This window comes from Nostoc paludosum FACHB-159 (assembly GCF_014698835.1).
Classification (GTDB): Bacteria; Cyanobacteriota; Cyanobacteriia; order Cyanobacteriales; family Nostocaceae; genus Nostoc; species Nostoc paludosum.
The window spans coordinates 68,857-91,558 of the sequence record NZ_JACJTU010000024.1; the positions used below are offsets into that span (position 1 = coordinate 68,857).

The 22,702-nt window shown below is 40.1% G+C and carries 18 protein-coding genes; 10 read left to right on the forward strand and 8 right to left on the reverse strand.

Going from position 1 to position 22,702, the window contains the following annotated elements:
• Positions 1-39: 39 nt before the first annotated feature.
• Positions 40-600: a hypothetical protein gene (locus H6H03_RS23145; protein WP_190957413.1), complete on the forward strand. Its 561-nt coding sequence runs from the start codon at positions 40-42 to the stop codon at positions 598-600.
• A 204-nt stretch (positions 601-804) separates the two neighbouring features.
• Here H6H03_RS23145 and H6H03_RS23150 read toward each other — a convergent pair whose 3' ends face one another.
• Complete coding sequence (locus tag H6H03_RS23150; RefSeq protein WP_190957414.1) at positions 805-1,605, reverse strand: DUF1838 family protein; 801 nt, start codon at positions 1,603-1,605, stop codon at positions 805-807.
• Positions 1,606-1,761: 156 nt separating this feature from the next.
• On the opposite strand from H6H03_RS23150, the gene H6H03_RS23155 reads away from it, so the two are divergent.
• The gene (locus H6H03_RS23155; RefSeq protein ID WP_190957415.1) at positions 1,762-3,033 is read left to right on the forward strand and encodes a HEAT repeat domain-containing protein; all 1,272 of its coding nucleotides are present in this window, start codon (positions 1,762-1,764) and stop codon (positions 3,031-3,033) included.
• Between the two features lie 66 nt (positions 3,034-3,099).
• Here H6H03_RS23155 and H6H03_RS23160 read toward each other — a convergent pair whose 3' ends face one another.
• From H6H03_RS23160 to H6H03_RS23175, 4 genes are all read right to left on the reverse strand, one after another.
• Positions 3,100-3,885, reverse strand: coding sequence for an FHA domain-containing protein (locus tag H6H03_RS23160; RefSeq protein ID WP_190957416.1), 786 nt, complete (start codon positions 3,883-3,885; stop codon positions 3,100-3,102).
• A gap of 55 nt (positions 3,886-3,940) precedes the next feature.
• Positions 3,941-5,716 (reverse strand): sensor histidine kinase, encoded by a 1,776-nt coding sequence (locus H6H03_RS23165; protein WP_190957417.1) that lies wholly within the window; start codon positions 5,714-5,716, stop codon positions 3,941-3,943.
• Positions 5,713-6,777, reverse strand: a complete 1,065-nt coding sequence (locus tag H6H03_RS23170; protein ID WP_190957418.1) for a substrate-binding domain-containing protein — start codon at positions 6,775-6,777, stop codon at positions 5,713-5,715. The genes H6H03_RS23165 and H6H03_RS23170 overlap by 4 nt, the downstream gene beginning before the upstream one ends.
• 162 nt (positions 6,778-6,939) lie before the next feature.
• Positions 6,940-9,642, reverse strand: coding sequence for a PAS domain S-box protein (locus H6H03_RS23175; RefSeq protein ID WP_242057954.1), 2,703 nt, complete (start codon positions 9,640-9,642; stop codon positions 6,940-6,942).
• 823 nt (positions 9,643-10,465) lie between these two features.
• Between H6H03_RS23175 and H6H03_RS23180 the strand changes: the two genes are divergently transcribed.
• Together H6H03_RS23180 and H6H03_RS23185 are read left to right on the forward strand one after the other, a co-directional pair.
• The gene (locus H6H03_RS23180) at positions 10,466-11,938 is read left to right on the forward strand and encodes a sensor histidine kinase (protein WP_190957419.1); all 1,473 of its coding nucleotides are present in this window, start codon (positions 10,466-10,468) and stop codon (positions 11,936-11,938) included.
• Positions 11,939-12,271: 333 nt separating this feature from the next.
• Positions 12,272-12,943, forward strand: coding sequence for an AIM24 family protein (locus tag H6H03_RS23185; protein WP_190957420.1), 672 nt, complete (start codon positions 12,272-12,274; stop codon positions 12,941-12,943).
• Between the two features lie 55 nt (positions 12,944-12,998).
• On the opposite strand, the gene H6H03_RS41420 is transcribed toward H6H03_RS23185, so the two are convergent.
• Together H6H03_RS41420 and H6H03_RS23190 are read right to left on the reverse strand one after the other, a co-directional pair.
• A complete protein-coding gene (locus H6H03_RS41420; protein ID WP_277926177.1) occupies positions 12,999-13,124 on the reverse strand; it encodes a hypothetical protein in 126 nt (41 codons plus the stop codon).
• Between the two features lie 216 nt (positions 13,125-13,340).
• Positions 13,341-14,543 carry an aminotransferase-like domain-containing protein gene (locus H6H03_RS23190; protein ID WP_190957421.1) on the reverse strand — a complete coding sequence of 401 codons (1,203 nt, stop codon included), beginning with the start codon at positions 14,541-14,543 and terminating at the stop codon, positions 13,341-13,343.
• A gap of 164 nt (positions 14,544-14,707) precedes the next feature.
• Between H6H03_RS23190 and H6H03_RS23195 the strand changes: the two genes are divergently transcribed.
• The 3 genes from H6H03_RS23195 to H6H03_RS23205 all read left to right on the forward strand — a co-directional run bounded on the left by H6H03_RS23195 (position 14,708) and on the right by H6H03_RS23205 (position 19,310).
• Positions 14,708-15,505 (forward strand): basic amino acid ABC transporter substrate-binding protein, encoded by a 798-nt coding sequence (locus H6H03_RS23195; RefSeq protein WP_190957422.1) that lies wholly within the window; start codon positions 14,708-14,710, stop codon positions 15,503-15,505.
• A 288-nt stretch (positions 15,506-15,793) separates the two neighbouring features.
• Positions 15,794-17,836, forward strand: a complete 2,043-nt coding sequence (locus H6H03_RS23200; RefSeq protein WP_190957423.1) for a serine/threonine phosphatase — start codon at positions 15,794-15,796, stop codon at positions 17,834-17,836.
• 190 nt (positions 17,837-18,026) lie between these two features.
• Positions 18,027-19,310: a protein kinase domain-containing protein gene (locus H6H03_RS23205; RefSeq protein ID WP_190957424.1), complete on the forward strand. Its 1,284-nt coding sequence runs from the start codon at positions 18,027-18,029 to the stop codon at positions 19,308-19,310.
• A gap of 106 nt (positions 19,311-19,416) precedes the next feature.
• Here the strand turns inward: H6H03_RS23205 and H6H03_RS23210 are convergent, their stop codons facing one another.
• On the reverse strand, positions 19,417-19,635 hold the full coding sequence (locus tag H6H03_RS23210) for a DUF4327 family protein (protein ID WP_096535973.1): 219 nt from the start codon (positions 19,633-19,635) through the stop codon (positions 19,417-19,419).
• Positions 19,636-20,401: 766 nt separating this feature from the next.
• On the opposite strand from H6H03_RS23210, the gene H6H03_RS23215 reads away from it, so the two are divergent.
• From H6H03_RS23215 to H6H03_RS23225, 3 genes are read left to right on the forward strand one after another with little or no spacing between them, the layout of a single operon-like run.
• Complete coding sequence (locus H6H03_RS23215) at positions 20,402-20,830, forward strand: tetratricopeptide repeat protein (RefSeq protein ID WP_190957425.1); 429 nt, start codon at positions 20,402-20,404, stop codon at positions 20,828-20,830.
• Positions 20,831-20,875: 45 nt separating this feature from the next.
• Positions 20,876-21,865 carry a UDP-N-acetylglucosamine 4,6-dehydratase (inverting) gene (gene pseB, locus H6H03_RS23220; RefSeq protein ID WP_190957426.1) on the forward strand — a complete coding sequence of 330 codons (990 nt, stop codon included), beginning with the start codon at positions 20,876-20,878 and terminating at the stop codon, positions 21,863-21,865.
• 29 nt (positions 21,866-21,894) lie between these two features.
• Entirely contained in the window at positions 21,895-22,701 is an 807-nt protein-coding gene (locus tag H6H03_RS23225) for a hypothetical protein (protein WP_190957427.1), read from the forward strand.
• The last annotated feature ends 1 nt before the right edge of the window (position 22,702 follow it).

Genomic DNA, 22,702 nt, shown 5'->3' on the forward strand with positions numbered 1-22,702 from the left:
ATTACAAATAAGGCTTTGAGATGAAATAGGTTTGTAATTATGATTTTAGGCTTTAGAAAAATTGGTGCTGTGTGTGCTGTGTTTTTATTAGTTAGCCCTAGCAGCTTTCCCAAGTCAGCAGTAGCGACTGTTAACAATCAAGCTCAACTGATAGCACAAGGACAGACTAAAATCCAATCACATCCAGTTTTTAAGTCTATTTTGCCGAAATTAAAGCAAAAAACTAAAATCAAGATTTTATTACCGAAGTTTATTCCTGAGTCGGATGGAGAAAACCCGATTTACGCGATTATAGAAACTGCTAGTCAAAAAAAGTACGATATTTTACTTGGTTTTAGTCCTGACTGTAATGGTGGAACTGCTTGCCGTTTGGGTGTGCTTTCTGCTGAAGCAGTAACCCAAAAAACGCCTCGCCTCACCGGGAAACGCGTGTCTTTAGCTAAGGGCATCACTGGTTATTTTGTGGATTTTAGTTGTGGTGCTAATTGTTCAGATGCTACCTTGACTTGGCGACAACAGAGCGTGCAATATACTGTTGGATTGAAAGCAGGCGATCGCACTTCTTTAGTGAAAATGGCTAATTCTGCAATTAATCCCTGAATCGGTTTGGATGATACAGCAGATTGCATGTTGGTGAGGTACAGATCATTGTAGGGGCACACAGTACTGATGACAGCTGTGCGCCCTACCCGCGTACTTCATTTACCTGAAAAACGCTCCCTCGATTGTCAACAGTCAACAAACAATCAACACCCACTACTGATATTTTTCACAACTTCAATAGAATTGCTATCCAAAAACCAATCAAGAGGTTTCCTCTAATGGGAAAATCTCGCCGCGCAAGTAGGAGTCAAAGTGTTTTTTAAAGTACTGAATACTCGTTATATTCGGTTCATCACTTTCTTCTGGCGTGAATTCATAAATTGGTACTTTTTCTCTCACTAGTTTCACCAATTTAGGATCGAGTTTATCAAAAGCATCTACTCTGAATATTGTAGTTTCAAATCTTAATTTTGCTGGATGAGCATATCCTAATTTCATCCAAGGCATCCAAGGACAATCTCTTGCCCATTTAGCAGGAGGAACTTCAGTGACATCGGGTCGGCAGGCATTTGATATAAAATATTCAACTCCTTTAAACTTTTCTCCAGGGCAATAATCTAAGTATTTACTATCTCCTGCTAAGGGATGGGGATATTCTAAAGGAATTTCCATTACAGAAGTAAGATATGGCTTTCCTTTAGGGATGATAAATTTCTTGGGTTTGACTGAGCCTTGGACAATTCTGTTAGCTATATGTACTACTGGTACTGGTTGACTTGCTGTTGGAGATTGCCAAAAATGTAGAATTTCTTGAGTATTTGGATCACAAAATAGACCTAATTCCCGATTTATCCGATATCCAACTTCACCAAACTCGGAATCAGGTTTGATAAATACTTTTGTTGCATTCATCCCAATAATAGAGAACAATTTTTCTTTTGGTTTGTCTGGTGTTTCTTGCCACCAAATTTCTCCAGACCAATTGTAATAAAGCTGTAATCCATGATTTTTTTTGTAAAAATCAAGATTATTCAGTTCGTAATCATCTAAATAATCACTCATATTGATTTTGGATTTTGGATTTTGGATTGAGAGTGCTATCTGTTGACTGAGGAGTTATTTACCCTGTCCCCGCATCTTTGCGCCCGCTTCTCGCTGCGTCCCCACTCCCTAGTACGATGGTAAACGTGATAATTCTTCTCAGCAATTAACAAATCAATGGATAAACGGTTTTTTAGCATTTTTGGGCTAACAGAAGAACAAGCGATCGCCATTATCGATACACCTTTAGAACAACTTGAAGACGCTTCTGATAAATACATTGCTGTTTCGCATTTGATTAATTTCCCCACAGAACAATCCATCGCAGCTTTGGTACGGGCGATTGAAACCAGTAATCCGGCTGAGTTAGACCACCGCATTGTCCGACGTAAGGCTGTAGAAAGTCTGGGACGATTACAAGCTGAATCAGCTTTACCTGTGATTCGCCAGTGTCTGAAGGACGATGATATTTATACTGTGGAAAATACTGTATGGGCAATTGGCGAAATTGGGACTAAAGACCCGGAAATTCTAGAAGAAGTAGCACAATTACTGGATAAACCAGGTCAAATTTATCGAGTAATTATTCATACTCTAGCTCGTGCTAATTATCAACCATCTTTGGAGCGTATCCGTAAACTTACTGAAGTAGAGGACGAACCTACCCGTAGTGCAGCGATCGCTACAGTTTGTCGTTTTACGGGTGACTATTCCCAAATAACTGAAGTTATGGCATTGTTGCAGAGTCCCAATGTCAATGCACGACGCAGTTGTATTCAAGATTTAATTGATTCGCGCTATTACAAAGCTATTCCAGAAATCGCTCGTTGTCCTGTCTCTTTGGTGTTCCGATTGCGAGGATTGCGAATGCTTTTAGATGCAGGTGTTCCATCGGGTGAAATTACTTTTGCAGAGGTTAAACCTTACTTAGAACAAGTATTGTACGATCATCCGAAAGACATTGATTTAGTACATGAATATGATGTTACGCCTGTATTGAATTTTGTCATTGAAGAACTTTATCAAACTGATTTTGGACGTTGTTATTTAGCAACAAAAACTTTATTAGATATCTATCACCAAGAAGCACCAGTAGCACTTTTAGCGACCTATGCAGATAAAGCATATAACGATTATGGCGCTCATTATCATGTGATGAAACTATTGGGTTGGCTAAAATATGTTCCTGGTTACGATTTGCTAGTAGAAAATTTGCACAATCGCGAACCGCAATTTCAAAAATCTCGTGCTGCATGTGCGATCGCTCTTGGCGAATTGGGTAACCCAAAAGCAATTCCTGAACTCAAAATTTGCCTAAATTCACAAATTTGGGATTTGAAATATGGTTGTTTATTGGCCCTAGACCGCTTAGGAGATTCCTCTGGTCGGGAAATTGCTGCTCAGGATAGTGACTGGTTAATTAGAGCTAAAGCAGAGAGCAATAATTAGTTAAGAATCATTCAATTTTGGATTTTAGATTTGAGGATAAATCCAAAATCCAAAATTATTGATGGTTTATTTTTTAATTAAATTCTGGAGCGATCCTAAATCATAATTCAATATTTTTCCAGTATTTAATAGTTGATATCCGGCGAATAACAAAGCAGAAGCTACTACAATAGTTAAAAAGTTAGCTGAGACAAATACATTGCCAGTCAAAGCGATCGCTACAATTCCTAGTGCTAGTAAAATCCATCCTAAGTTAGGATCTATCCGCTGCTGACAAAGGATAAAAATACCAGAGATGCATAGCAACAAACCAGGAATTCCAAAAAATATACCAACTCGAATATTGGCAATTAAAATTATGATACCTGCAATCATCAAAGCAAAACCTACAGATTTTGTTGCCCGATTCACTGGAGTTTGTCTGCTGAGAGGATCGATTTGAGTTGCTATTTCTGTGGAGTTTAAAGCAGTAAAAATATTTTGTTGATGTTGTATTTTATTCTGAAATATAAATGTTACTTTTTCTCCCTGTCCCAGATCAATTTTATCTCCTAAATTAATTTGATAAGGTTTTTTAGGTTCTAACCTAATATTATTCACAAATGTTCCATTAGAGCTTCCCAAATCTTCGATAAAGTAATTATTATCATGTATCTGAATTTTTGCATGAATCCGAGAAACTACATTAGCATCTGGTAAATGAGAAATATTAATATTTGGCTTAATTTGGTCATTGGGCTTACCGATATGAAACACTGCACAATTTGATGGTAACTCAAAAGCAGTGTTGGTTTGAACATGAAACAATTCTAAACTTAGCCCTATGGTGTTTGATGTATTAAAGTTTTGCATCGCTTGTTTTTTAAGAAGCAATTTCTCTAGTTTCTAAAATCTCAAATTGGCTCGGTTAATAATTGCTCTGGACTATTGAACCTTGCCAATCAGTAGGCAATTTTAATTCATTAGAGTTTAGGGATTTTTGGTTTTGATTTAAAGGAATCTCAATCCAAAACTCAGTTCCTTTGCCTAATTGTGAATCACATCGCAGTACTCCTGAGTGTTTTTGCACAATAATTTGATAGCTAATCGATAAGCCTAATCCTGTTCCTTGGCCTACAGGTTTAGTCGTGAAAAACGGATCGAACAGTTTTTGCTTAACTTCTTGGGTCATACCTGGCCCGTTATCTGCGATTTTTACTACTACTCGGTTATTATCAATAATTTTAGTATTAATTATAATCTGGCTAGGATTGTTCTCAATCTCTTGCTGCGAACGTTGAGCATTCCACATATCCAGAGCATCGATCGCATTATTAATCACGTTCATAAATACCTGATTTAATTGCCCTGCATAACACTCTACCAGAGGCAATTTACCATATTCCTTGATAATTTCAATTTTGGGATGTTCTGGCTTAGCTTTGAAGCGATTCTGTAAAATCAGCAGTGTACTTTCAATTCCTTCGTGAATATCAACTTCTTTCATATCTGCTTCATCCAGATGAGAGAAGGTGCGTAAAGACAAGACAATCTGCTCAATTCGCTGCGATCCCATTTTCATTGAACTCAAGATTTTGGGCAGATCTTCTACTACAAATTCTAAATCAATATCATCAATTTTTTCTTGAATTTTCTCTCTATCATTGGGAAATTCTTCTTGATAAAGCTGTACTAATTCTAGCAGATGTTTTGTATATTCGCTAACGTAAATAATATTACCAGAAATAAAATTAACAGGGTTATTAATTTCGTGTGCTACTCCTGCCACAAGTTGTCCGAGACTAGACATTTTTTCAGTTTGAATCAGTTGAGCTTGGGTGCTTTGGAGTTCTTGTAAAGCTTTTTGGAGTTCTAACTGTGCCTGTTTGCGTTCAGAAATTTCCAATTCCAGGCGTTGGTTCATCTGGGTTAATTCAGTGTTTTTCATCAAAGTTTCACGAGACTCGGCCAGCTTCATTGCCATATGGTTAAATGCATCGGCAAGATCTTCTACTTCATCTTTTGTGTGAATATCTAGACGGTAATCTAAGTTCCCGGCTGCAATTTCTGAAGTTCCAGTTTGCAAATTCTGTAACGATTTAACTATTGGACGCCAAATCAACATAAATTTGCTAACAAATAAAATTATAATGACTTGCACAACTGCAAAGGAAATAATTCTCTGCACTTGATATAAGTTTTCTAGTTGTTCTTCAATTACAATACTCTGCTGATTGGCGCGTTCAATCAGCTTAGCCAAAAACAACTCAATATCTCTGTCAAAAGAATTAATAGCTCTAAAATACTGCTCAGAATCTGCTACAGAAATGTCGCTAAGATTGCGGTGAGTTACTTGATTTGCCAATTGACTAAGAAACTGGTGACGGCGGCGGATAATTGAGATTTCCTTAGCATTTGGCATCAATTTTTCTAACTTATTGAGAGAGTCGAGAAACCGGGTTGAAGAGTTAACCATTGCTGTATCTGGACTCTTAAGTAAAACAATATCCTTGAGTTCAATAATTTCAGATTTTAAAGCATTTTCGGCAGTCAGAGCAACTTTAATAGTTTCGGTAGTTCGATTAGTTTTCTCACGGATAGTCTGCTTAATTTGCTGGACAGCTACAGCATTGCCAACCAGAATTGCTACTATCAGTCCGACAGACACAGCGGAACCTGTAAAAAATTTGGTAGAGATTTTCATTTTGCCGGAACAGAAATTAAGTTGAGTTCTTTTCGGAGTTGCTCAATAGAAGCGTAATCTGAAGGGGTAACAAGAGTGTATCCGGATGACTCAATTCCTAGAATATCCTCAAGACCTTCTGGACTACTAATCAAAGCCTCCTTTAGTCGTTGAATTAACTCTGGTGGTAATTTTTTAGATACTACTATTGGAAAATTGAGTATAGGAGCAGATTGCCACAGGACTCTGGAGTTCTCAGGTGTTATTTTTCCAGTTTTTTGTTGCTTAAAATAAGAGGAAATATTAGTAGCTGCGGCATCAACAATACCATCTTCTAATGCAGTCAGACTTTTGCTATGGCTACCAGTATAAATAACTTGGGCAAAGTCGCGTTTGTAATTAATTCCTAGTTTTTTAAAAGTAGCCAATGGCATTAAATAGCCAGAGGTTGATAATTTGTCTACAAAGGCAATGCGCTTACCTTTGAGGTCTTTTAAAGTATTGATGGGGCTGTCTTGCTTGACAATGATACACGCACGATACCAGGGTTCTCCTGTATGTTTATCGATCGCAGCAACCAAGGGTTCAATTTTAGCACCCCTGTCCACTGCTTCCAGATAGCTCAGAGGCCCCAAATAAGCCATATCTAGCTTATCTTGCACTAGCAAATCAGTAATTTGTTGATAACTTTTGCCAATTTGGAAGTTTAGGGAAATTGCGATCGTATTTTGTCTATTCTGAATTTCTTCTGTGTTTTGTTTTGTCTGTCTCCCTATTGTCTTTGATTGTGGCTCAATTTCAACCCCTCCCCCAACAGATTGCTCTAAGTATTCTTTGAGAGCTTTAATCATCCGTTCTTGCTCTATTGGTTTTTCTGTGGGAACCACTCCAATTTTTAAATTGTATAAATTCTGCTTATAATTAATTGGAACCTTATCCGTAATAGAGTAATTATTTTTAGATACTATTCCACTACAACCTGTAGCCACTAGCGCCATGATTACTACTAAAATCAAAATTCTATTTTGACTGAATAAATAATATCTGGCAACGAGCCACAGCGCTAATAAGGACTTCTTCATAATTAAATTTAGGAGTGGTGACTGGGGAATAAGAGTAGGAAATAGAGACGCGATTAACTTTTTTCTGTACAAGTTAGGAGTTAGAAATTAATAGTTAAGAGTTATTATTTTTCCCTGTACCCTTAACTCCTCATTTCACTACTTTCTACTTGCCATTGTCTTTTAAATTGGAATTTGAATCCAGAATTCTGTACCTTGTCCTTCTTCTGATATACACTTCAAAATTCCACCATGTTTTTCTACTACAATTTGGTAGCTAATTGACAGTCCTAGTCCTGTTCCTTTACCAACAGGTTTGGTTGTGAAAAAAGGATCGAATAAGCGAGTTGTCACTTCTTCTGGAATTCCACCTGCATTATCAATAATCCGAATCACAACAAAGTTCTTGTCGAAAATTTCTGTTTTAATTATAATCTGGGGTTTGTTTGTTGTTTTTGCCTTAATTTTTAACTCTTCTAATGCATCGATCGCATTAGTCAAAATATTCATAAATACTTGATTCAACTGCCCCGGATAGCAATCAATCAAGGGCAAATCACCATATTCTTTGATGATAGATATATCGAGTCCAATTCCGTTATTTTTCCAGCGGTGATGCAAGATTAATAAAGTGTTGTCAATTCCTTCATGAATATCAACTTGCTTTTTCTCAGCTTCATCATGGCGAGAAAAATTTCGCAATCCTAAAACAATCTCACGGATACGAGTAGTACCCATTTCCATTGACGATAGGAGCTTGTAAAGGTCGCTAGTAATAAAATCCAAATCAATTTTTTCAGCAAAATCCTCAATTTCTGTCTCAGGCGTAGGATAGTATTGCTGGTAGAGATGCAACAGAGTTAGTAATTCTTCAAAATATTCATGAGCATAACTTAAATTGCCGTGAATAAAATTAACTGGATTGTTAATTTCATGGGCAACACCAGCTACTAACTGTCCCAAGCTGGACATTTTTTCATGTTGGATTAATTGAGATTGAGTTTGCTGCAACTGATACAAAGTTGTGGTAAGTTTTTCGGCTTGAGTTTGAGCAGCTAAAGTAGCAGAACGACTTTGAGTATAAAGTTGTGCGTGGTCTATGGCGATGGCTAGTTGGTCGCAAACAGCTTGCAACAGACTAATTTCACTATTACTCCAAATGCGATCGCCACTACAATGACTGCAAACAATTGCCCCAATTTCTCCAGAATTACTCTTAACTGGTAGGACTAGTTGAGCTGTAATACCAAACTCAGTTAAAAGCTCTTGCATATCGTCATCAAGGTATGATTTACGATTAATATCGTCAATACAAATTAACTCTTGAGAAAGAAGTATTTTGGTTAAAAAATTGCTTTTTTGCTGGGGAATACTACCTAACATTGTGGGTAAGTTAGGAGAGTTGGGGTTTCTTGCTTCAGAGGTAATAGTCAGGCTTGGTTCGGATGGCTGCGCTGAATAAGAAATAAAGTAACAACGGTCAATTTGTAATAAGCTGCGAATTTCATTAACAGCAGTTTCGAGGATAATATCTAAATCAAGGGAACTGCGGATTTGGCTAGCTAAACGCAGTAATAATGCTTCGCGGCGGCTGAGGAGTTCTTCTCTAGCCCAAATCCGGTCAATAGCTACAGCAATATTATTCGCAATCCAATTTAATAAATTATGAGTGGGTTCGCTAAACAATTGCTGACTAAATAAAGCTATGATGCCGATTAATTGCTGCTCTACTATTAAAGGATAGGCAGAAAAACGAAAAATAGAAAATGTAGAATTTAGTAATAATTCTGGATGATTAATTGTTAACTCTTGATTGAAAATGGCTTGATGGTTTTGCGTCATTAAGCCAACAATGTTGTTGGCTAAAACCATGTGATTGGGAAAATCTTCACTATTGTTCAAAGCACTACAGGTAGCCTCTGTGCAATGAACGCCAGCCTGTAGTTCTAGCTGGTTTGTCTGTCGCTCAAAAGTCCAGATAGAAACAAAGGCGAGCTTCAAGTATTGTGAAATCGTATTTGTACAGTTTTGCAGAATTTCTGCAAGTGTACCACTTTGAGATAATGCTAAGCTCACTTCTGCACTCAAAAGTGATAAACGCGATCGCTCCAATAAAGCTAACTCTGAAAGCTTGCGCTGTGTTATATCTGTACGAATTGATACATATTGATAGGGTTTACCATCGGAGTCTAACATTGGAGCGATCAGAGTATCCACCCAATAAAAAGTCCCATCTTTGGCTTTATTTTTGATTTCTCCCTTCCAAATTTGACCTTTGCTAATAGTCTTCCACAAATTTTCAAAGTATTCCTTTGTATGATGACCAGAATTAATAATTCGATGGTCTTGTCCTAAAAGTTCTTCTCTAGAATACTTAGAAACCTGACAAAATTGGTCATTAGCATAGGTAATTCTGCCCTTTTTATCAGTAATAGCTACTAATGAATGAGCATTTAAAGCAAATTTCAAAGCTTCTAATTCGTGAATAATTTGTTGCCGCGCAATTTCATTCTCTTTATTTAGAGTAATATCACGAGCTACGGCATAAATTAATTTTTCTTCTATGAAACCTGTTGCATTCCATGATAACCATTTATAGGAGCCATCCTGACAAAGATAGCGGTTTTCAAAATAAATCGCATCAATAGATTGTGTAATATTTTGAGCTGCTAGAATAGTTGATTCTTGGTCTTCAGGGTGAACAAATTCGATAAAGGGTTTAGCAAGTAATTCCTGTGTTGACCAACCTAGCGTTTTTGTCCATACTGGATTTAAATACATGAAATAACCATCAAAACTAGCAATACACAGTAAATCTATAGAAAGTGAGAAAAATCGAGAATATTTTTCTTCCAATTGTTGCAACTCAGATTTAGCTAGTTTCATCAGTTTTTAGGTATTAAAGTTATTTAATATTTGCCAAATAAGCCAATAGGTTTTTCGTAAATCGAATAATCATCCTTATAAGATATTGTCTAGCTAGAGGCTGCCTAACTTCTATTCTGATAAGGACTGTTTAATATACGAATAAATACGTAATTAGCTCGCAGAAGTGAAAAAATATAGCTTTTTTCTACTGAATAAACTACCTTTCTGTTAACTCAATCTTCTGTTGAATATAGGTTTCCCTAAAAAACTATAAAGTAAACATTTGTATTTTATCTTTAAGATAAGAAGTGTTATTTTACGTAAACTGAATTAAGAAAACGCCACAAAAAAATGCCAGGCCAATAATTTCAGGAGTTATACCAAATTCTCCAAAATCAAGCAACAGATGTAAATCAGGAAAGCCTTGCTGTATCTAAGTTTCTTAATTACCTAGCTTGCTTCCCGATGCAGTGGATATTCCCAATTGGTATGACGCTACAAACTTGCTGGCCGACAATTGAAAATGAGTGCGATGCAACCTAATTGCAATAATCGTACTAGTAGACTTGCTTGTGGGTTGTCTGCGATCGCTACTTCTAAAACATTATGAGGAAGGATAAGGTAGAGGCTGCCGACGCTCCTGTTTGTAGTAAATTCGATAATTATTCGATTTTTGGTAGAGAGAAGTCTATGCAATTTTTCAATCTACAGCGGAAATTGCACCCAAATTGTTCGGTTCTACGACTGTTACCTGTACGCAAATGCATATAACCTCTTAGGTAGTAGTGAAGTGTCTACCCTAGACGCTATTCGTCGCTCTTGAATTAAGGGGTGAAAACTTGTGTACCAATGGGTATTGCCAAGTCTGCGCGAAATCTTGGCACAAAATCAATCAAGTGTCGCTGAATGTTCACCAGCAAAAGCAGAGCGGCAGTGGCGTGTCAGCCTTGCAGCAACAGAACAGTTGCTATTAAATAGTTTAGCAAGTGTTTCAGCTGACACGACCCAAGGATTAGTCTTAGCTGCACCAGCACCGTTATTTAGTCAGCCAAAACTGGCTCAAAGCTTACAGACAGTAACTTTTACAGCAAAACCATTTAACCCTTTGGCGCTAATGCCATTTCAGATGCCAGATGCGATCGCACCTCAAGATTGTGAAGTCGCACCCTGTGAATCCGTACTTCCCTTACTACCCGCCGATCCATTGGCAGCAGAACAGTTTTGTTTAGTTTTTACAGATAAATTTACATTAGTACTAGTTTTAGCAACACACAAAAACGGTAAAAAAACCTTTTCATTTTCTTTTGAGCCAGAGGTAGTACAGCAGGCTTGGCGATCGCTAGGAGCGCGGGTAATGCTGACTAATCCAGAATTTTTTAGCCAACTAGATGCATTAGTACAACAGTATTCTCCACTAGCACCAGATTACCGCATGGTGGTTCAATTTAGCCAGCTGTTACTTGCTGAGCTAACAGAACCAGAAGAAGACACCGGGACACGGGGACACGGAGATACGGAGAGTTCTTTCCCCGCATCACCGCGTCTCCCCGTCTCCGTGTGTTCTGAAACCTCTCCCCGTCCCGATGTCGAATTGCTCCAAGCCTTTGCCCATGAAGTTCGTACACCTTTGACGACTATTCGTACTATGACTCGCCTACTCTTGAAGCGGCGGGACTTAGCTAAGAGCGTGATCAATCGCTTAGAAATTATCGATCATGAGTGTACTGAGCAAATTGACCGTATGGAGTTACTGTTTAAAGCAGCAGAATTGGAAACTTCTGCCCCAGTAAAATCTTCCAAAACTCAACTAACGCCGATGTCTTTAGATCAAGTGTTGCAGCAAAGCATTCCCCGTTGGGAACAAGCAGCACAGCGGCGGAACTTAACTTTAAATGTAGTTTTACCCCAGCAACTACCAACTGTGGTTAGTAATCCCAGTATGCTCGATCGCGTACTCACTGGTTTGATGGAGAATTTTACGCGCAGCTTACCCCCTGGTAGCCACATTCAGGTACAGGTTATTCCGGCTGGAGATCAACTGAAGTTACAATTATCGCCCCAACTGTTGTCTAAAGATACAAATAAATCTGCTACACCAGCAACGCCGCCAATTCGCAAAGCCCTCGGTCAACTGCTGATGTTCCAGCCAGAAACAGGTACTATTAGCTTGAATATGGCCGCAACCAAGCATTTGTTTCAGGCGATCGGTGGTAAATTGATTGTTCGTCAACGTCCACATTATGGAGAAATATTAACAATTTTCCTCCCCTTGGAAGTTAGCAGTAATGAGGAAAAACTAGGAGTTAAAAGTTAGAAAAATATCAAGAAATAAATTACTACTACTAGCCCCTTCTCCTGTGGGAGAAGGGGAATTAAATCTCTGGCTCCCTCTCCCCAAGGTAGGCTGGCAGTGAGGGCAAAACCTTGTCAACAAGCTGGTTTCACCTGAAGTTGACACCAATAACAAGATATGCGTTCCACAAGAAAAATTGAATGTTTTTTTATTTGTAAGTCCCTATCTAACTGTTGCCTGTTGCCTATTGCCTATTCCCTTTGAATTGCCATATGTAAAAATAGATGCCAAAAATGTATATAAATTCTGCCCAAAAGCCAAGTATACATTTTGGCAAAAATCAAAAGGAAAATTATGGCAATTTTTGAAATTGTTGAACGCGAAAGTTTACGTTTAGTCAAAGTAACTTTGCAAAACGAAACAGTAAGGACTGAATCTGGTGCTATGTACTATATACGTGGCAACATTCAAATGGAATCTAAAGCTCCTTCAGCAGGTGGATTTTTAAAATCTTTAGCCACGGGAGAAAATATTTTCCGTCCTACATATACAGGTACAGGTGAGCTATATTTAGAGCCTTCTTTATCGGGCTACCACATCTTAGAATTAGACGGCAGTGAATGGATTTTAGATAGTGGGGCTTATTGGGCAAGTGATGGCAGCGTAGAAGTAGGAGTTGAACGAAACAAATTGGTGTCAGGCTTAATTGGTGGCGAGGGCTTGTTTCAGACAAAAGTCAAAGGTAGGGGTAAAGTGGTGATGGTTGCACAAGGCCCTGTAGAAGTAATCAATTTACGAAATGACCGATTAGTTGTTGATGGAAATTTTGCGATCGCTCGCACAACCACTCTAAATTATCGCGTTGAAAAAGCTACCAAATCTTTTTTCGGTTCAATGACCTCTGGTGAATTTCTTGTCAATACTTTTGAAGGAACTGGTACTGTATTGCTAGCTCCTGTACCTTATTGGCAAGTCATGATGCTCCGCCAAATTATCGCCTCCATCCCAACGCCTTCTAGCAAATAATCATTATTAAGTTGGAGAAGATAAAGAGAATCTAGAATTGAGAATTCAGAATCAATTAGTGATAGCGATCGCTATTTTCCTTTTCGTGGGTAGGCGTAGCCCAACCCAGGCATCCCTCCCATGCTTCGGATAAGCCTCTGGTTACACAGTGCGATCGCATAATATATCCACAAAGTCTCACGTTAAATCAAGTTCGTTTAATTACTTAATACTTAAAAACTCTCGGTCTTAAAGCCCCAACATAATTGGTTAAGTATTCAACCGGACATGGTATTATGTGGTCATTGAAAAGGACAAACAGACAAGGTTTTTTCCCCTTGTCCCGCGAAGTTCCGTTCACCGGAAGCAGCGCTGGTGACTTCTCTCCTTGTCTCCCCCTCCCCTTGTCCTGTTTTGGTCATCGCTGCCATTGGCACAACACTTTTCCAAGGGTAGCGATTCCCTCTACAATCTTGTCATTTGGTTGAAAACTAAAAGCTAGCCTGATAGCATCATCCCCCTGACCGTTGGCGTAACAGCGAGTTCCTGGGAGAAAGCTGATGCCGTGTTCTGCACAAGCACTTAAGATTGCTTTGGCAGTAATATTTTGCGGCAATTTACACCAAACGAAAAAGCCGCCATCAGGACGTAAAGCGACTATATCGCCAGGAAACTCAGCGGCGATCGCATCTAACAACAAATTGCACTTATGTCGGTAGGACGCGATTAACTTCTGAATGTGAGCATCTAATTTGCCTGTGGCACAGTAGCGGCCAACTACATGACTGACAAAAGGCCCCACAGGCCCCTCGCTTTTGAACATTGCCAAGCGCTCAATAATTGCTGGATCGCCACAAGCCCAGCCCAACCTGACACCAGGGGCAATAATTTTTGAGAAGGTACTCACATATAAAACCCAACCCTCTTGGTCGAGGGATGCCAAGGAGGGCACAGTTTCTCCTTGAAAACGCAAATCCTTATAAGCATCGTCTTCCACTACCAGCACACCATATTCAGCCGCCATTGCTACTAGTTTTTGGCGGCGAAATAAGGGCATAGTAGTGCCTGTGGGATTATGAAAGGTGGGAATAGTGTAAATAAACCTGGGTCGAATGCCCTGTTTTTTCAAGTCACTTAAAGTTTCTTCTAGGGCATCCACATTCATTCCCAACTCATCCACAGGAATGGTAATCAGGCGTGCGCCAGCGTGGACAAATCTTGCAACGACTCCCAAGAAGGTTGGCCCCTCCACGATCGCCACATCACCAGGTTCGATAAATACATCTGGTAGTAAGCCGAGGATCTGCCCAGAACCATAGCCAATGAGAAGGCGATCGCGATCGGCAGGGATTCCTTGAGCCTGCAAGCCGAGGCTGATTTGCTCGTAGAGTTGAGCTGAAGGCGGGCCGTAATTAAGAGCGATCGCAGCTTCTTGTGCCAGCACATCAGCAGTTGCAGCCGCCAAATCGGTATGGGGAAACAGAGTTGGGTCAGCTAGACCGTAGGTAAAACTGACAGTAGCGATTTTAGTTAACTCTGTACCATAGGTTGGGGGTGCGAGGTTTTTGGCTCTTTCGGCAAACAAATCAGCAATTTCATAACTATGGGTGATGGGAGCCATAAGCAATTCAAAATGAAGAAGAATACAGGAGTCAGAATTCAGAATTCACAATTGTGTTTGTCAACCAGAATCGACTGTAGATTTTGTTTGTTGATGGATGTATTCTTTCTTATAACATCATGACAAGCATCATCAACATTGACTGATAGAACAGAATTACTACAGTGAAATCGATTAAGTGGAAGTGGCAGCAGCTTATTTTGAGCTTAGGCTGTCTGTTACTGATTCTTGCTTGTAACAGTTTCGATCCCAGTACTAAGCAAGATGCTAAACTTCTCAAGGTTGCTACAGATCCTACCTTTATCCCTTTTGAAATCCAAACGGCTAGGGGCAAGTTAGAAGGATTTGATATTGATTTGATGAATGCGATCGCTCAAGTTGCTCTTTTTAGAGTTGATTTTGAAAATTTGCCCTTTGACGGCATGATCTCAGCTTTGCAAGCCAAAAGAGTTGATGCAGCAATTAGTGGGATTACGATTACCGCCGAACGCTTGAAAACAATTGCTTTTTCACGGCCTTATTTTAAAGCGGGATTGGCGATCGCAGTTCGCCAAGACAATCAAAATATAAAAGACTTCAACAGTCTCCAGGGTAAAAAAATTGCTGTACAAATAGGTTCCACTGGGGCGGATTTTGCCAAAACCATCCCCAACGCCAAAATTAGCACTTTTAACTCTGGGCCAGAATTTTTTCAAGACTTACTCAACGGCAATGTTGATGCTGTAGTTAGCGATGCTTTCGCTACTTTGTATGCAATTAAAAACGGCAAACTCAAAGGCATCAAAGTTGTTGCCGACCTACTCACCGAAGAATACTACGGTATTGCCACACCCAAGGATTCCCCCCACCTAGACACAATTAATAAAGCCCTAGCTGCTTTGTTATCCAACGGCACCTACAAGCAAATTTATCAAAAATGGTTTAACGCCGAACCTCCGCAACTACCAGAATCTTGGCGATAGGGGATGGGGCGTGGGGCATGGGGAATGGGGCATGGGGAGATGGGGAAGTGTGGGGAGTGTGGGGGGAAAGATTTCTTCCCCATCCTCCCACACCTCCCACACTCCTTGCTTGTCCAATGCCCTATTCCCACTAAAATATTTTCTGCGTCTGAATTAATACTGCCACCAAAATCCACTGTTAAAACTACAATCTATTGTAAGTCTACTGTAGTCAGGGGCAGCCAATTGTGGCACCTTGGATCTTAGTGGCTAGAACCACCTTGGAACGGGAATTAAGGAACTTCCACTATGCTGATTTGCCCTCAGTGTAAATTTGAAAACCCTAATACCAACAAATTCTGTCAAAAATGTGGCACGTCCCTGACTCACAAAGTCTGTCCTGAATGCAGTACCGATGTTCCTGTGAATGCGCTACGCTGTCACAACTGTGATACAGAATGTGGAACAGTATTTTGGGCAATTATCACTCAAGAAGCGAGTTTAAATCCGGGAGCCGGGGAAGAAGACAACGGGATATACGCAGAAGTCGAAGCGCCGCCTTCCGGTACTCTCAACTTCGGGGAAAACTCTGACGCAGAGAGTTCTGTCCCCGCCTCCGAGTGTCTTCCCGTCTCAGTATCTCCCACTGCCCCTAGTCCTGAAATTACATCAGGCTCCTATTTAGATTCTCAGGAGCGCTACCAATTGTTAGATACGTTACCTAGTCTAGAAAATCTTACAGAGGTAGAGGCGAGGGTTTTAGACTGTCAACCGTATCAAATATCACCTATTGAAGCAATATTAGGAAATCAGCAATCAGATCTGGTAACGCCATCAGTGGCGGCAAATGCAATTCCTAGTCTTGCTAAACTTTATATTGCTTTACAATACCAAGACCACCCAGGAATACCACGGATTCACGATGCATGGCAGCAAGGCGATAAGCAGGTCATACTAATCGAAGACCGCTCGAATTGGCAGCTTTTACTCGATTTGTGGCAAGAAGAGACAACGAGTTCGTTAAAAATTTTACACTGGTGTAATGAAATGGCCCAACTTTGGGCAGTATTAGAAACAGTAAGTTGTCGCCAAAGTCTGTTAGAATTGTCAAATTTGCGATTGGATGAAGACCAAACGCTGGCGCTACAAAGATTGTATGTGGAATCACACAATAGTCAGGCGATCGCTGATTTGCCAGAAGATGACCAAGCCCTATCTGTGATTTCAGAGCAACCGTTAAGTATTCAAGCTTTAGGGCGGGTTTGGCAAACGCTATTTAGACAGACTCAACGCACTCAATTTGGTTCTGTAGTGCAAATGTTAGGGGATTTAGAAGCAGGTAAAATTGAAACCATCGCACAGTTGCGATCGCGTTTGCAGGAAATCTCCGTGGAACTGGAAGCACTAGGAACTGGAACTTTGCCCCCAATACAGGAGAAACATACTATTGTGCCTACTATCCTGCAATCACAAGAACCAGAAGATATCATTAGTAAAACTGATGATATGCCAACTGTTGTGCTGGCAATGCAGTTAAGTAGCTTGGAAGATGCGGGACGCACAGATGTAGGGCGTCAGCGTCATCATAACGAAGACTACTTTGGTATTGAAACTAAAGTTGAGAAGTTGGAGTTGCCCAAAAGTCGAATCCTGCAAGGGCATGGTTTGTATATCCTCTGTGATGGTATGGGTGGACACGCTGGCGGCGAGGTAGCCAGTGAGTTAGCAGTCAACACCCTCAGGCAATATTTTCAAGAACACTGGATTCCCAATCAACTGCCAACAGAAAATAGCATTCGCGAGGCAGTTTATTTAGCTAATGAGGCGATTTACAAGCTAAATCAACAAGATGCTCGTTCTGGAGTTGGGCGTATGGGTACAACTCTGGTAATGCTTTTAATTCAAGACACTCAAGCAGCAGTGGCTCATGTGGGAGATAGCCGTCTGTATCGCGTCACGCGCAAGCAGGGATTAGAACAAGTCACAGTAGATCACGAAGTTGGGCAACGGGAAATTACAAGGGGAGTGGAAGCAAGTATAGCTTACGCTCGCCCTGATGCTTACCAACTCACCCAAGCCTTGGGGCCCCGTGATGAAAACTCCATTAATCCCGATGTAGGCTTTTTCGAGATCAATGAAGATACTCTTTTAGTGTTGGCATCGGACGGTCTATCAGATAACGATCTATTAGAAACCCATTGGCAAACTCACTTAGAACCATTACTGAGTTCTGCCGCTAACCTAGAACGCGGCGTCACGGAATTAATTGATTTAGCGAACCAACACAATGGTCACGACAATATTACTGCTATACTGATTCGGGCAAAAGTGCGTCCAAATCTTGAAAGTTAAATATCAATGGGAAATGGGGCATAGGGCATAGGGCATGGGGAGATGGGGAGCAGAGGAGAGTTTTTGTAGAAGTTCTTTCTCCTTTGCCCCTCTGCCCCTCCGCACCTTGTGCGCCTTGCCCAATGCCCAATGCCCAATGCCCTAGCCCCCAATCCCCAATCCCTAGTCCCCTTACCTCATAGGTTGTATTGTGGTTACTCTGACGCTGTTAGAACCGCAACAAAAAACGCCGCTCCATCAGTGGTGCTTTGAAAACTCTTCCATAATTCGGATTGGTCGAGCAGCAGACAATCATATTGTTTTAACTGATAGTCTGGTTTCTCGACATCATCTAGAGCTTAGACAAGTCGATTCTGCTAGCAATGGTGATGCTTGGCAACTGATTAGTCAGGGTACAAATGGAACTTTCCTTAATGGTGTCCTGGTAATTCAAAGTCCGCTACCAGACAATTCCCTGTTGCAACTCGCACAGGGAGGCCCAATACTGCAATTTCAAATCCGAGAGCTAAAACCACCGGATGTTTCTTTGCCCTGGCAAGAGATACAGGAAACCCTGGAAAACGCAGTTCCAACAGTCTCTTCAGGAAAAAATCCTGGGATTTTATCTTATACTTGCACCCATGAAGGTAACTCCCCGAATAATTTGTTTTGTATCCACTGCGGCCAACCTCTGTCAGTGCAACAGACGATTCGCCATTATCAGGTGTTGCGAACTCTGGGACAAGGAGGTATGGGTACTACCTATCTGGCTTGGGATGCAGCTGGTTTGATTGCGGGTATGCCACAACTGCTGGTGTTGAAGCAAATGAATGCTGATATGGTGAGAATTGCCAAAGCTCAAGAATTATTTGAGCGAGAGGCGTACACTCTCAAATCTCTCAAACATCCGGGAATTCCCAAGTATTATGATTTCTTTGTGGAAGGTGGAAAAAAATACTTGGCGATGGAACTAATCCACGGACAAGATTTAGAAAAACGTATTTCCACCACTGGCCCAGTAACCCCAGCCCAAGCGATCGCTTGGATGATCCAAACCTGCGATATCTTAGACTATCTTCATAGCCAAGAGCCTCCACTCATCCACCGCGATATTAAACCCGCTAACTTGATGGTGCGAAGTTTTCAAAATCGCATAGTGGTGCTGGATTTTGGTGCAGTTAAGGAAATTGGCACAGCGCCAGGTACTCGTATTGGGGCAGAAGGTTACTGCGCTCCCGAACAAGAACGAGGACAACCTTTGACGCAATCTGATTTATATGCAATTGGGCCAACGCTGATTTTTCTGCTCACGGGCGAAAATCCCTTCAAGTATTACCGCCAACGGGGGCGACACTTCAGGTTTGATGTGGCAAAAGTTCCTACCATTAGTCCCCAATTAAGAGATGTTATTGACCGCGTTACCGAACCATTGCCACGCGATCGCTATCAGACTGCCAACGAATTAGCTGCGGCCTTAGCTGCTTGTCAAGTCTAGGGAGTAGTGAGACGGAGGAGATGGGGTAATAACCAATGCCCCATGCCCCATGACGGCAGTTGCTCCACTTGGGTAGACCCCAAGACCGCACTGCCTCCCCCATGCCCTATTCTTCATCCCAAGCTTCTACAGCTAGCAGTTCGCTGATTGGGTCTTGCATACTAAAGCCAAAGTCTAGGAGTTCTTGCTTCCAGTGCTGCCATTCATTGCCGTAGAGCAAAGCGATTTTCCAGATACTATCGCTTGGCTTGATGATATTCGATTCTATGAGTGATTGCACGTTACGCTGCAATTTCACCATTGGGTGAATTACTTGCTGAGTCATAACCTCGATTGAATTCAGATTTTGTTTGGTAAATGCTTAATTAAAACTGCTTTCCATTCTGCAATTGTTGCCGGCTCGTAGAGTGGTTTAATTCGGTAAAGCTAGTCTTAACTTTCTAACTATACCATAACAAACTCTACTCAATTACTGGGAAATTGATTTTTGTACGGTAATCACCACCAGAAGAGTCTAATTGTGCTAAGCACTCCTTCAACTTCTTGCATAAGTCGGGCAAGGGTTAAGGTATGAGGTGGATAAAGGGTAAGTAGAAGTACTCACCTGGGTGAGGGCAAATGGTAAAAGTGTATTTCTTTTAGCCACAAAAAATAAGTGTGCTTGTCGAAACAACTATGAAACACGAGCTAATTAGCAACTTTTTGACTGAATGTGAAGTTTGCAATTGAGTAGGAATGTCTACCCTTTATATTTCTTTAAACGTTATTTACATTATCGCAAACATCTTGAGTTAAGCAAATTTATAGCAAATCTTTATATATTTTTAATCTTTTGAGCAGAGAATAAAACCTGTAGGATTGCCCTGTTTAGCCATAGGAGAGGGTTTTGGTTTAAAGGTGAGGGGCGAACGCTTGCTTAAATTGTGCGTGCAGCATTGGCTTAGCACAGATCTCCTTTAGATTTTGAGTCAGCTTTTGAATTTTGTGTAAAAAATTTATAGCTAAGATGTTAGTTTCTGTTGAGCAGGTGGGTATCCTCATAGCGGGAGGCTTGCTGATACCTAAGTATTTACCACAGCAACTATTCAGACATGGCAGGGAAGGGGGAAGAATACCTAATTGCTCGCAAAAAACAGATTGAGCGGCGACAAAGGATTGTAACGATGGTGTCGATGGTGTCGTTTTTTGGTTCTATGGTATTTGCAGCCATTCCGCCAATCCAACAGGCTATTCAAAGTCCCAAGCCAGTAGCTGCGTCTGTTTCTCCTGAGTCAGCGTTACAACAGCAGGTGAAGGGCTACGAGTTGGTTTTACAACGGGAACCAGAAAACCAACTTGCTTTAGAGAAATTGTCTGTGCTGCGGTTGAAATTGAAAGACCCTAAAGGTGCGATGGAACCTTTAGAAAAACTAGTGAAATTGCACCCCGAACGGCAAGATTACAAAACTGTATTAGCGGAGATTAAGAAGCAAGAAGTCAAGGGCGATCGCAGCACAAATAATCAGCCCAAATCTCCTTAAAATATTTTTCAAAAAAATAATTTTGAGATTACAAATAAGTACAAAATGTTTAATGGTAAATCTATTTTAATCACTGGCGGCACAGGCTCCTTCGGCAAGCAATTTGTGAAAACAATTCTCAGCCGATATCAGCCGCAGAGGGTTATAGTTTATTCGCGGGATGAACTCAAGCAATATGAGATGGCGCAGGAATTTAACGCACCAGCGATGCGCTATTTTATTGGAGATGTACGCGATCGCGATCGTTTGTATATGGCAATGAGGGGTGTGGATTATGTAGTTCATGCTGCGGCACTCAAACATATTCCTGCTGCTGAATACAACCCAATGGAATGTATTAAAACTAATATTCATGGCGCAAATAACGTCATTGATGTTGCCATTGAACAAGAAGTTGAAAAAGTAATTGCCCTGTCTACTGATAAAGCAGTTAATCCCATTAATCTCTACGGTGCAACCAAACTAGCTGCGGATAAACTTTTTGTTGCAGCGAATAATATTGTTGGCACAATGAAAACCAGATTTGCTGTAGTTCGTTATGGTAATGTAGTCGGTTCCAGAGGCTCAGTCGTACCCTTTTTTCAAAAACTGATTCAAGAAAAAGCGACAGAAATTCCAATTACAGATCCACGCATGACTCGTTTTTGGATTACCCTCCAACAAGCTGTAGATTTAGTATTTAACAGTTTTGAAAGAATGCAAGGTGGAGAAATATTTGTGCCGAAGATTCCTTCAATGAAAATTACTGATTTAGCTGAAACACTTGCACCGGGAGTTCCAATTAAAATTGTTGGTATTCGACCAGGAGAAAAACTACATGAAGCTATGTTTTCTAGAGAATCTTCACATTTAGCCTTGGAGTTTGAAAATCACTACGTGATTAAGCCAACCATTGAATATAGCCGTAGTATAGATTATAGCTTTAATGCTGTAAGTGAAAAAGGAATACCTGTCCCAGAAGGGTTTGAGTATAGCTCTGACAATAATACAGAATGGTTAAAAGGTTTTGAAATGCTAGATATGTTGAAGCAATAATTAATCTTTAGATAATGAAATAAATAAGAATGAAACAAGCAAACTGGAACGAGTATTTATCCTTACAGCATCCTTGGACAAAAAGACTAATCGGGATAGAACAATTTTCTAAAAATCGTAATTTAGAACAAATAGAACGTGAATATAACCAAGATAAGTATGGTACTCTGACAGAGTTTAATTTTACAGATATTGAGCTTTATAAAAGAAAAGAGTTAGAGCTATCTGGTCTAAGCGATAATGACAAAATTTTTATCTCACTTGGTGAACAACTGTTTGAAACTTATCGGGGTTTAGCTTTTTCTATTTATTATTCAACTATTGCTAATATAATTGCCAACTATAATCCAGAACGTATTTGTGAACTTGGATGTGGTTACGGTTATAATTTCTCATATCTTAACAAAATATGTCCAGAAATTTATGGAGGTGAATATTCAAAAAATGCAGTTATATTAGCTAATTCAATAGGACTTAATATTAAAGAGTTTAATTTTTATAATTTAAATGATTATTTAATTATCAGAAAAAAAAGTTTAGTTTTCACATGTCACGGAGTAGAACAACTTCCTAGTGCAATTTCCTTTATTTCGGGATTATATGCCAATAAAGAAAATATTGAATTAGTTGTTAATTTTGAGCCAACCTTTTTAACAAATAGGACATCCTTAATCGGTACGCTGAGGAATCGATATATTGAATTCAATGACTATAATAGAGATTTGATTACTCTATTAATGGATAGAGATGATATTGATATTCTTGAATACCATCCAGATTATATTGGACTTAATCCTCTCCATCCAACAAATATAGTAGTTTGGAGATTTAAATGAA